Raw genomic sequence first — 11,100 nt, 5'->3', positions numbered from 1 at the left:
GCCGCTCGGCGAGATGGCGCAGCCCGGCGGTGAGCCCGCGCAGCGTGGAGGCGAGCGCGTCGGTCAGCCGTGGCCGGTCAGGTACTCGGTCGGGACCCAGCAGTTCGCGGGCCATCAGGAGCGAGGTGAGTGCCGCACAGAGATAGAGGACAGAGCCCAGCAGGACGACGCCGGCGTCGGAGTCGACGACCGTCAGCCGGAAGACGAAGGCGAGCCCGCCGCCCAGCGTCGCGGCGAGGGTGCCGGCGGTCGGGGAGAGCGAGTTGGCGACGACGAGCTGCTCGGCGCCGGTCACATGCGGCAGGGCGGCCGACAGCCCGGAGAGCACGAACCGGTTGACCGCTGTCACGGACAGCGCGGAGACGTAGAAGAGCCAGTCCGGGACGGAGGCCACGACGAGGACGGCCGTGCAGCCGGCCAGCACGGCCCGCAGGAGGTTGCCGAAGAGAAACACCTGCCGGCGCTGCCAGCGGTCCAGCAGGACTCCGGCGAACGGGCCGATCAGTGAGTACGGCAGCAGCAGGACCGCCATGGCCGAGGCGATGGCGGCGGGCGAGGTCTGTTTCTCGGGGGAGAAGACGACGTACGTGGCCAGCGCCACCTGGAAGACCCCGTCGGCGGCCTGCGACAGCAGCCGGACCGCCAGCAGGCGGCGGAAATCGGGCAGGCGCAGGAGTACGCGCAGATCACCTACGACGGGCATGTGGATCAGCGTCACACATATCCGTGAGGCACGTACGAGAAGGGTCCCCGGGCGGGCAGCCCGGGGACCCTTCTCATGGACGCTGTGGAGCGGTGATTCAGCGCTCGACGTCGCCGCGGATGAACTTCTCGACGTTCTCGCGGGCCTCGTCGTCGTAGTACTGGACCGGCGGGGACTTCATGAAGTACGAGGACGCGGAGAGGATCGGGCCGCCGATGCCGCGGTCCTTGGCGATCTTCGCAGCGCGCACGGCGTCGATGATGACACCGGCGGAGTTCGGGGAGTCCCAGACCTCCAGCTTGTACTCCAGGTTCAGCGGGACGTCGCCGAACGCGCGGCCCTCAAGGCGGACGTACGCCCACTTGCGGTCGTCCAGCCAGGCCACGTAGTCCGAAGGACCGATGTGGACGTTGTCGGCGCCCAGGTCACGGTCACGGATCTGCGAGGTGACGGCCTGCGTCTTGGAGATCTTCTTGGACTCGAGACGCTCGCGCTCAAGCATGTTCTTGAAGTCCATGTTGCCGCCGACGTTCAGCTGCATCGTGCGCTCCAGGACCACGCCGCGGTCCTCGAAGAGCTTCGCCATGACGCGGTGCGTGATGGTCGCGCCGACCTGGGACTTGATGTCGTCGCCGACGATCGGGACACCGGCCTCGGTGAACTTGTCCGCCCACTCCTTCGTGCCGGCGATGAAGACCGGGAGGGCGTTGACGAAGGCGACCTTGGCGTCGATGGCGCACTGCGCGTAGTACTTCGCAGCGGACTCCGAACCGACCGGCAGGTAGCAGACCAGCACGTCGACCTGACGGTCCTTGAGGGTCTGGACGATGTCGACCGGAGCCTCGTCGGACTCCTCGATGGTCTCGCGGTAGTACTTGCCCAGACCGTCAAGGGTGTGGCCGCGCTGGACGGTGAGGCCCGTCGACGGCACGTCACAGATCTTGATGGTGTTGTTCTCACTGGCACCGATGGCGTCAGCGAGGTCGAGACCGACCTTCTTCGCGTCGACGTCGAAGGCGGCCACGAACTCGACGTCCCGCACGTGGTAGTCGCCGAACTGGACGTGCATCAGACCCGGCACCTTGCCCGCCGGGTCAGCGTCCTTGTAGTACTCGACGCCTTGAACCAGCGAGGAGGCGCAGTTCCCCACGCCGACGATGGCTACGCGAACCGAACCCATTCCTGTTGCTCCCTGTGTGTTCTCGGTGTTTCTGCTGAGGCCCGACGGAAATGCGGGCCTCACTTGGCGGTGTCGGCGGACGGATCCGGTCCGGGATGCCGCGGGGGCGTACCCCCGGCAGATGCGGCATCCCGGCTCCGGGGCAGGCCATCCGTTTCTCCCGGTGTGTGGTTCTCAGGTGTGTCTTCGTGCTGGGCGGCACCGGCCGGGTCGGATCGTCGCTGATCCCGCCCTGACCGCTCGCTCTCGATGAGCTCGTTCAGCCAGCGGACCTCGCGCTCCACGGACTCCATGCCGTGCCGCTGCAGCTCCAGCGTGTAGTCGTCCAGACGCTCGCGCGTCCGGGACAGGGAGGCGCTCATCTTTTCCAGACGCTCCTCCAGCCGGCTGCGGCGGCCTTCCAGCACCCGCATCCGTACTTCACGCTCCGTCTGGCCGAAGAAGGCGAAACGAGCGGCGAAGTGCTCGTCCTCCCAGGCGTCGGGCCCGGCACTCGAGAGCAGTTCCTCGAAGTGCTCCTTGCCTTCCGCCGTCAATCGGTAGACGATCTTGGCGCGCCGCCCCGCGAGTGACGCGGCGAGCGCGTCCTCCGGAGCACTGCCCGGTTCCTCGATCAACCAGCCGCTGGCGACCAGCGTCTTGAGACACGGATATAGGGTTCCGTAGCTGAACGCCCGGAAGATCCCCAGCGACGTGTTGAGCCGTTTGCGCAGCTCATAGCCGTGCATCGGGGATTCACGCAGCAGACCCAGGACGGCGAACTCAAGGATGCCAGAGCGTCTGCTCACCCCTCGCCTCCTTCGTCGTCCGGGACACTTATGCCGCGCTGATGTATCGACTCGATACATCAGGACGATAGAACGAAGTTGCAGTTGCGACAAGAGGGGACACGGTGAAGGCCGTCACATCGTCAATTCACAGCGAGCAACTTGCGTGGTTTGGGGTGAACTTCAGTACTGGGCGGGTTTTGACCGTGCGTAGTCTGTGCGGCATGCAGACCACCGGAGACCGCATGACGCCCGTGAGCGTCGGCTTACCGGACGCATGGCGGATGAGCGCCCAGGACGCCTCATCCGTATTCAGGTCGGGGGGACCGGAACTCAACTGCCGCTTCCAGGCGTTCGCGCCTGCCCGAGGAGTAGTCGTTCGATGAGCGAGCACCGTCGTAAACCGCCACAGCAGCCACAGGGTGGCGGACGTGCCGCGGCCAGGCGTGCAGCACCGCAGCCTTCCGGCCGCCGCGCAGCCCCGTCCCGAGGAGCCGAACCGGCTGCCTCGGCCTCTGTTCCGCACGAGGAGGACGCCCGCACCTACGGTGGCCGGGCCGAGGCCAGGCGCGCCCAGCGTGGCGGCCGCAGGCGTGCGGCTGAGACCGGTCCAGGACGATCGGCCGGCGCAGGCCGCAGCCGCGGTCCTTCGAAGAAGCGGCTGATCGACTACCCGCGCTACGACAAGTACGGGTGGCGCCGCTGGATGCCGTCGTGGAAGCTCACCAGCGGTCTCGTCATCGGCTTCGTCGGCTCGCTCATGGCCGCGGGCACCATCGCGTACGCCATGGTCGGCGTCCCGAACCCCAGCCTCGCCTCCCAGGCGCAGAACAACGTCTACTACTGGGACGACAACACGCCGATGGTCTCCACCGGCGGTGAGGTCAACCGGCAGGTCATCGGGATCGACCAGATCCCGAAGGCGATGCAGAACGCGGTCGTCTCCGCCGAGAACAAGACCTTCTGGGACGACTCGGGCGTCGACCCGATGGGTATCGCCCGCGCCTTCGTCAACATGGCCAAGGGCGGCCAGACCCAGGGTGGCTCGACCATCACCCAGCAGTACGTGAAGAACGCCCGCCTCGGTGACCAGAGCCAGACGATCAGCCGCAAGATGAAGGAACTCTTCATCTCGATCAAGGTCGGCACCGACATGGAGAAGCCCGACATCCTCGCGGGCTACCTGAACACCTCGTACTACGGACGCGGCGCCTACGGCATCCAGGCCGCCGCCCGCACGTACTACGGCATCGACGCCAAGAACCTGAATCCGAGCCAGTGCGCCTTCCTGGCCACGCTCCTCAAGGGCGCGACCTACTTCGACCCGGCCGGCGCCCCGGAGATCGACCCGGCGGCGACCCGCGAGGCGAACACCGCCGCCGCCAAGGACCGCTGGAACTGGATCCTCGGCGAGATGGTCAAGGACAAGCACCTCAGCGCCGCCGAACGGGCCAAGTACCCGACCTTCCCGATGCCCGATCCGCCGAAGAAGAACGCCCAGCTGGGCGGTCAGACCGGCTACCTGGTGGACCTGGCCAAGGCGAACTTCGTCAACAACAACACCCAGGGCATCACGGAGAAGGACCTCACCCACGGCGGCTACGAGATCCACACGACCTTCAACAAGAAGAAGGTCCAGGAACTGACCAAGGCCGTCACCAAGGTCTACGACGAGAACATCGACCCGAAGAAGCGCCCCAAGACCGACACCCATGTCGAGTTCGGCGGCGCCTCGGTCGACCCGGAGACGGGCAAGATCGTCGCGATCTACGGCGGCCAGGACGCCACCAAGCACTTCACCGACAACGCCGACCAGACCGGTGCCCAGGTCGGTTCGACCTTCAAGCCGTTCGTGCTGGCGGCAGCGATGACCGACGGCGTCAGGGATCCCAAGCTCGGCGCGGAGCAGGGGGTGGACTCGCGCATCCTCGTCTCGCCCGACAAGAGCCGCTACAGCGGCAAGAACAAGCTGAAGATCAAGAACTACGACGGCTCGATCTGGCACAACGAGGAGGGCAAGGAGTGGCTGCAGACCAACGACGGCAACGACAGCTTCGGCCCGATCAGCCTGCGTGAGGCCATGCGGGAGTCGGTCAACTCCCCGTACGTCCAGCTCGGCATGGACATCGGCATCCCCCAGGTCAGGCAGTCCGCGGTCGACGCGGGGCTGCTGAAGTCGTCCCTGTCGCGCAGCGACGTGCCGTCCTTCTCCATCGGTATCTCCGACCCCAGCGCCATCCGCATGGCGGGCGCCTACTCCACCTTCGCCGCGCACGGTGAGCAGCGTGACCCGTACTCGGTGACCGAGGTGCAGCACGGCGGCAAGGTCGTCTACAAGCACGAGGACAAGGCGAAGCGGGCCTACTCGACGCAGGTCGCCGACAACGTCACCGACGTCCTACGGACCGTGGTCGACAAGGGCACCGGTACGAACGCGCAGCTCAAGGGGCGCCAGGTGGCCGGCAAGACCGGTACGACCGACGGCAACAAGTCCGCCTGGTTCGTCGGCTACACCCCGCAGCTGTCGACCGCGATCTCCATGTACCGCCTCGACGACAACGCCGACGCCAAGGACCGCAAGTTCCTGGAGATGTACGGCACGGGCAACCAGGCGAAGATCCACGGTGCCTCGTTCCCGTCGGAGATCTTCCACGACTACATGGAAGGCGCGCTGAAGGGGGAAGAGGCCCTCACCTTCCCGAAGCCCGAGCCGATCGGCTCGGCGGTCTTCGGCGGCGGTGCCAGCAGCCCGAAGCCCACGCCCACCGAGACACCGTCCGAGACGCCCTCCGAGACACCGTCGGAGACGACGCAGGCACCCCCCTCGTCGTCCCAGGCCCCGCCGCCGTCCAGCCCGAGCTGCGACAAGTTCTTCGGCTGCGCCGACCAGGGCGGCGCGAACCAGGGCGGCGACAACGGCGGGAACGGCGGCGAAGGAACCCCGACGACCACACCGCCGGGCGGCGACCAGGGCGGAACGGACCAGGGAGGCGGCCAGAACACCGGGAATCCGGACGGCGGAGGCCAGGACGACGGAGGCTTCTTCGGCGGCCCAGGCGGCTGACAGGCCGCTCTGCACCGTGTTCCTCCAGGGCCGCCGCACCAAGCGCGTACAGACCTTGTACGCCTCGGTGCGGCGGCCCTCGCCATGCGCACAGCGGCGTACGGCAGGATGTCCAGCATGCCGAGCGCAGAAGAGACAACCGTGCACCAGGACCAGTCGGTCGTAGCGCCCACCCGGCGTGACAGCGTCGCCGCTGCGGGCAGCGAACTGATCGGCGGCCCGGTCGGCCGCTGGGCCTGGCTCGGCAGCAGCCGGCTCACCCCCGTACGCGTCGTCGCGCTGGTGGCGCTCGGCATGTTCGCGCTCGGCCTGGCGCAGAAGATGCCCTGCTACGACTGGGCGTGGTTCCGCGGCACCAGCTCGCAGTACACCCACGCCTGCTACTCCGACATCCCGCACCTCTACCTCGGGCGCGGCTTCGCGGACGGCCGGATTCCGTACTTCGACCAGCTCAGCGGCGACATGGACTACCTGGAGTACCCCGTACTCACCGGACTGTTCATGCAGGTCGCCTCCTGGTTCACGCCGAGCGGCGGCACGCTCATACACCGCGAGCAGGTGTACTGGCTGGTCAACGCCGGCATGCTGACGGTCTGCGCGGCGGTCATCGCCGTCTGCACAGCGCGCACCCACCGCCGCCGCCCCTGGGACGCCCTCCTGGTCGCGCTCGCGCCCGCCTTCGTGCTCACCGCCACCATCAACTGGGACCTGCTGGCCGTCGCCCTCACAGCGGCGGCCATGCTCATGTGGTCACGCGGCAGGAACCTGGCCTTCGGCATCCTCATCGGGCTCGCCACGGCGGCCAAGCTCTACCCCGTCCTGCTGCTGGGGCCGCTGCTCGTGCTGTGCTGGCGGGCCGGCAAGTACCGCGCGTACGGGGCGGCGGTGCTCGGCGCCGCCGGCGCCTGGCTCGTGGTCAACCTGCCGGTGATGCTGCTGGCACCCGAAGGGTGGAAGAAGTTCTACGCCTTCAGCCAGGAACGCCAGGTCGACTTCGGCTCCTTCTGGCTGATCATCACCCAGCGCACCGGCAGCGGCTTCAAGGTCGGCACCGTCAACACGTACGCGACGCTGCTGATGCTGCTCGCCTGCGCGGGCATCGGGGCGCTCGCCCTCATGGCGCCCCGCAGGCCCCGCTTCGCGCAGCTCGCCTTCCTGGTCGTCGCCGCCTTCATCCTCACCAACAAGGTCTACTCGCCGCAGTACGTACTGTGGCTGGTCCCCTTGGCGGCCCTGGCCAGGCCCCGCTGGCGCGACTTCCTGATCTGGCAGGCGTGCGAGGTCATGTACTACCTCGGCATCTGGATGTACCTCGCGTACACCAGCAGCGGCGACGCCCACAAGGGACTGCCCACCGAGGGCTACCAGCTCGCCATCGCCATCCATCTGGCCGGCACGCTCTACCTGTGCGCGCTGGTGGTGCGCGACGCGCTGCTGCCGGAGCGGGACGGCGTACGCACCGACGGCTCCGACGACCCGTCGGGCGGCGTACTCGACGGAGCGCCCGACGTGTTCGTCCTGGGCGACGCCGCCCGCCCCGGTCCACGGGAGGACAGGAGCGGGCCATGGACCGAGGTCGAATGGGGAAGGCCCTCCGAAGACGCCTGAGCGGCCGTCTGAGGGCCTCGGGGTCAGCGGTCGACGATCCGGTCGAACTGGGTCGTCGTGTGCCGCAGATGCGCCACCAGCTCGTCACCCACCCGGGGCTCCTCGGCGTCGGCCGGTACGAACAGGATGGACACCTGCATGTGCGGCGGCTCGGCGAACCAGCGCTGCTTGCCCGCCCACACGAACGGCGACAGATTGCGGTTGACCGTCGCGAGACCCGCCCGCGCCACACCCTTCGCACGGGGCATCACACCGTGCAGGGCCTTCGGGGCCTCCAGACCGACCCCGTGCGACGTGCCGCCCGCCACCACCACGAGCCAGCCGTCCGCGGCCGCCTTCTGCTGGCGGTAGCCGAACCGGTCGCCCTTGACCACCTTCGTGACGTCGAGGACGGCGCCGCGGTACTCCGTCGCCTCGTCGTCACCCAGCCACAGCCGGGTGCCGATACGCGCGCGGAACCGCGTCTGCGGGAACTGCTGCTGCAGCCGGGCCAGCTCCTCGGCGCGCAGATGGCTGACGAACATCGTGTGCAGGGGCAGCCGCGCGGCGCGCAGCCGGTCCATCCACCCGATGACCTCCTCCACCGCGTCGGAGCCGTCCGTACGGTCCAGCGGCAGGTGCAGGGCGAAGCCCTCCAGGCGTACGTCCTCAATGGCGGCGTGCAGCTGGCCGAGCTCCTCCTCCTTGACGCCGTGGCGCTTCATGGAGGACATGCACTCGATCACGACGCGGGCGCCCACCAGGGCGAACACCCCGTCCACCGAGGACACGGAACGGATGACCCGGTCGGGCAGCGGCACCGGTTCCTCGCCGCGCCGGAACGGCGTCAGTACCAGCAGGTCGCCGCTGAACCAGTCCTTGATACGGGCGGCCTCGTAGATGGTCCCGACGGCGAGCATGTCGGATTCGAAGCGGGTCGTCTCGTCGGAGAGCCGCTCGTGGCCGAAGCCGTAGCCGTTGCCCTTGCAGACCGGGACCAGCCCCGGGAACTGCTCGATGACCGACTTCTGGTGCGCCCGCCAGCGCGCGGTGTCGACGTAGAGGGAGAGCGCCATGCCGGTCCGGAACCTTTCTCGTGGCTGCGGTGTATGAAGGATATGAAGGGATGTGAGGGTCTTGGGGTCTTAACGGGAGACTCCCACGGATCAGCGCCTGGACATGTAGATGTCCAGGGCTTTGTGCAGCAGTTTGTTGAGGGGGAAGTCCCACTCCCCGATGTACTCGACGGCCTCGCCGCCGGTACCCACCTTGAACTGGATCAGACCGAAGAGGTGGTCGGTCTCGTCCAGCGAGTCGGAGATACCGCGCAGGTCGTAGACGGTCGCACCCATCGCGTAGGCGTCGCGCAGCATGCGCCACTGCATCGCGTTCGACGGCCGGACCTCGCGCTTGTGGTTGGCGGACGCGCCGTACGAGTACCAGACGTGGCCGCCGACGATCAGCATCGTCGCCGCGGCGACGTTCTCACCCTCGTGCCGGGCGAAGTAGAGCCGCATGCGGTTGGGGTCCTCGGTGTTCAGGACCGTCCACATGCGCTGGAAGTACGACAGGGGCCGCGGCCGGAAGTGGTCGCGCTCGGCGGTGATCTCGTACAGCCGCTGCCACTCACCGAGGTCCTCGAAGCCGCCCTGGACGACATCGACGCCGGCCTTCTCGGCCTTCTTGATGTTGCGCCGCCACAGCTGGTTGAAGCTCTTGAGGACGTCGTCGAGCGAGCGGTTGGCCAGCGGCACCTGGAAGACGTAGCGCGGCTGGACGTCGCCGAAGCCGGCGCCGCCGTCCTCGCCCTGCTGCCAGCCCATCTTCCGCAGCCGCTCCGACACCTCGAACGCGCGCGGCTCGATGTGCGTCGCCTCGACGTCACGCAGCCGCTTCACGTCCGGGTCCTGTATGCCCGACTTGATCGCGACGGAGTCCCAGCGGCGGATCACCACGGGCGGGCCCATCTTCACGGAGAAGGCACCCTGCTCCTTCAGATGCGCCAGCATCGGCTGCAGCCACTCGTCGAGGTGGGGGGCGTACCAGTTGATCACCGGGCCCTCGGGCAGGTACGCGAGATAGCGCTTGATCTTGGGCAGCTGGCGGTAGAGCACCAGGCCGGCGCCCACCAGCTGTCCGTTCTGGTCGAACCAGCCAAGGTTCTCGGAACGCCATTCCGTTTTGACATCAGCCCATGCCGGGACCTGGCAGTGACTCGCCGCGGGCAGGCTCTGGATGTACGCCAGATGCTGCTCTCGGCTGATGGTCCTCAGGGTCAGACTCATGCGGGGCGCTCCTCGGCAGGTGTGTCCCCATGGATACAGGGGCTCCGGCTCTCGCGCCGAAGCCTACTGCCCCCTCGGAGCGCCCAGACTGGCCGTGCGGCGGTGACGCCCTACTGGAAGAAGCCGCCGTGGGCCATACCGAGGAAGAACCCGATGGCGGAGGCGCCCAGACCCAGGATGACCAGGAACCTCTCGCGGGTCGTCACGGACACGTACTGGCCGTACGCGCCGGTCAGGATCCCGATGACGCCGACCACCGACGTCAGCAGATGCAGGTTGTGGAACCACGCCGTGGTGAAGGCGAGCACACCCAGCACCAGGGTGACCGCCACCAGGGTGTCCTGGAGCGGATGCACCTTGCCGTCGGTGGCGAAGAGGGAGCCTGCGGAATTCGATCGCATTGCCTGTGCCATGAGGCACCTCCTGGCGTTGCCGAACGACGGCGCACCTTAGCGCCGCACACACCCATACCTACCCCGATGCGTCCAGATTGCGTCCAGTAGCGCCCGGATTTCAACCGGGGGCCGCCCGACAGGTACTCTGTACGGTCTGCGGCGGTGTCTGCCCGAGCCAGTAAACGATCATCCCTCGAATCCCGAGCCTGATTGTCAGTGGCGGCGGATACCGTTGCTACGCATCACGACCCTCCTGCCACGGAACGACCGTGGCCGCCGAGTCCAAAGGAGGTGGGTTTTACATGCGTCACTACGAGGTGATGGTCATCCTCGACCCCGATCTCGAGGAGCGAGCAGTCTCCCCGCTGATCGAGAACTTCCTCTCCGTCGTCCGCGAGGGCAACGGAAAGGTCGAGAAGGTCGACACCTGGGGCCGTCGTCGTCTCTCCTACGAGATCAACAAGAAGCCCGAGGGCATCTACTCGGTCATCGATCTGCAGGCCGAGCCCGCGATCGTCAAGGAGCTCGACCGACAGATGAACCTGAACGAGTCGGTCCTCCGGACCAAGGTCCTCCGTCCCGAGACCCACTGAGCGTCTAGCTCAGCGGTCATCGGGTTCGAGTAGCAGCAGCAAGCAGCCAGAAGCAATCCCCGCCGAGAGGTTCACCCATGGCAGGCGAGACCGTCATCACGGTCGTCGGCAATCTCGTCGACGACCCCGAGCTGCGCTTCACCCCGTCCGGTGCGGCGGTCGCGAAGTTCCGCGTCGCGTCCACTCCCCGTATGTTCGACCGCCAGACCAATGAGTGGAAGGACGGCGAAAGCCTCTTCCTCACCTGCTCGGTCTGGCGTCAGGCAGCGGAGAACGTGGCCGAGTCGCTCCAGCGAGGCATGCGCGTCGTCGTGCAGGGCCGGCTGAAGCAGCGGTCCTACGAGGACCGCGAGGGCGTCAAGCGCACGGTCTACGAGCTGGATGTCGAGGAAGTCGGCCCCAGTCTCAAGAGCGCCACGGCCAAGGTCACCAAGACCACCGGCCGGGGCGGCCAGCAGGGCGGCGGCGGCAGCTGGGGCGGCGGTCCCAGCAGCGGCGGTCAGCAGGGCGGCGGCGGTGCACCCGC

10 protein-coding genes are annotated in these 11,100 nt (G+C 67.7%); 4 read left to right on the top strand and 6 right to left on the bottom strand.

Features of this window, described 5'->3' with window-relative positions; all coding sequences use genetic code 11:
* The 3 genes from HY68_RS40035 to HY68_RS10550 form a co-directional block, all read right to left on the bottom strand.
* Positions 1–703 (bottom strand): MFS transporter (locus HY68_RS40035; protein ID WP_041987356.1); only part of this gene is annotated, 703 nt, incomplete at its 3' end.
* A 97-nt stretch (positions 704–800) separates the two neighbouring features.
* A complete protein-coding gene (locus HY68_RS10555) occupies positions 801–1,883 on the bottom strand; it encodes an inositol-3-phosphate synthase (RefSeq protein WP_041987354.1) in 1,083 nt (360 codons plus the stop codon).
* A 59-nt stretch (positions 1,884–1,942) separates the two neighbouring features.
* Positions 1,943–2,671, bottom strand: a complete 729-nt coding sequence (locus HY68_RS10550) for a PadR family transcriptional regulator (RefSeq protein ID WP_041987351.1) — start codon at positions 2,669–2,671, stop codon at positions 1,943–1,945.
* A 361-nt stretch (positions 2,672–3,032) separates the two neighbouring features.
* Between HY68_RS10550 and HY68_RS10545 the strand changes: the two genes are divergently transcribed.
* Positions 3,033–5,714 (top strand): transglycosylase domain-containing protein, encoded by a 2,682-nt coding sequence (locus HY68_RS10545; RefSeq protein ID WP_078863531.1) that lies wholly within the window; start codon positions 3,033–3,035, stop codon positions 5,712–5,714.
* A 117-nt stretch (positions 5,715–5,831) separates the two neighbouring features.
* Positions 5,832–7,322 carry a glycosyltransferase 87 family protein gene (locus HY68_RS10540; RefSeq protein ID WP_041987345.1) on the top strand — a complete coding sequence of 497 codons (1,491 nt, stop codon included), beginning with the start codon at positions 5,832–5,834 and terminating at the stop codon, positions 7,320–7,322.
* Positions 7,323–7,345: 23 nt separating this feature from the next.
* On the opposite strand, the gene HY68_RS10535 is transcribed toward HY68_RS10540, so the two are convergent.
* The 3 genes from HY68_RS10535 to HY68_RS10525 form a co-directional block, all read right to left on the bottom strand.
* Positions 7,346–8,377 (bottom strand): alanine racemase, encoded by a 1,032-nt coding sequence (locus tag HY68_RS10535; protein WP_041987342.1) that lies wholly within the window; start codon positions 8,375–8,377, stop codon positions 7,346–7,348.
* 90 nt (positions 8,378–8,467) lie between these two features.
* Entirely contained in the window at positions 8,468–9,586 is a 1,119-nt protein-coding gene (locus HY68_RS10530) for a peptidoglycan bridge formation glycyltransferase FemA/FemB family protein (protein ID WP_041987339.1), read from the bottom strand.
* A gap of 110 nt (positions 9,587–9,696) precedes the next feature.
* Positions 9,697–9,999 (bottom strand): hypothetical protein, encoded by a 303-nt coding sequence (locus HY68_RS10525; protein WP_041987338.1) that lies wholly within the window; start codon positions 9,997–9,999, stop codon positions 9,697–9,699.
* Between the two features lie 284 nt (positions 10,000–10,283).
* Here HY68_RS10525 and rpsF point away from each other — a divergent pair, with 284 nt between their 5' ends.
* Positions 10,284–10,574: a 30S ribosomal protein S6 gene (rpsF, locus tag HY68_RS10520; protein ID WP_040023256.1), complete on the top strand. Its 291-nt coding sequence runs from the start codon at positions 10,284–10,286 to the stop codon at positions 10,572–10,574.
* Positions 10,575–10,651: 77 nt separating this feature from the next.
* A partial coding sequence (locus tag HY68_RS10515; protein WP_041987335.1) for a single-stranded DNA-binding protein occupies positions 10,652–11,100 on the top strand: 449 nt, incomplete at its 3' end.

This window comes from Streptomyces sp. AcH 505 (assembly GCF_000818175.1).
Classification (GTDB): domain Bacteria; phylum Actinomycetota; class Actinomycetes; order Streptomycetales; family Streptomycetaceae; genus Streptomyces.
The sequence above is the reverse complement of the archived record's forward strand: the minus strand, read 5'-3'. Positions and strand labels throughout refer to the sequence as shown.

Coding starts and splice junctions, on each gene's coding strand:
- HY68_RS10555 (WP_041987354.1), bottom strand. CDS start 1,883: ATGGGTTCGGTTCGCGTAGCCATCGTCGGCGTGGGGAACTGCGCCTCC.
- HY68_RS10545 (WP_078863531.1), top strand. CDS start 3,033: ATGAGCGAGCACCGTCGTAAACCGCCACAGCAGCCACAGGGTGGCGGA.
- HY68_RS10540 (WP_041987345.1), top strand. CDS start 5,832: ATGCCGAGCGCAGAAGAGACAACCGTGCACCAGGACCAGTCGGTCGTA.
- HY68_RS10535 (WP_041987342.1), bottom strand. CDS start 8,377: ATGGCGCTCTCCCTCTACGTCGACACCGCGCGCTGGCGGGCGCACCAG.
- HY68_RS10530 (WP_041987339.1), bottom strand. CDS start 9,586: ATGAGTCTGACCCTGAGGACCATCAGCCGAGAGCAGCATCTGGCGTAC.
- HY68_RS10525 (WP_041987338.1), bottom strand. CDS start 9,999: ATGGCACAGGCAATGCGATCGAATTCCGCAGGCTCCCTCTTCGCCACC.
- rpsF (WP_040023256.1), top strand. CDS start 10,284: ATGCGTCACTACGAGGTGATGGTCATCCTCGACCCCGATCTCGAGGAG.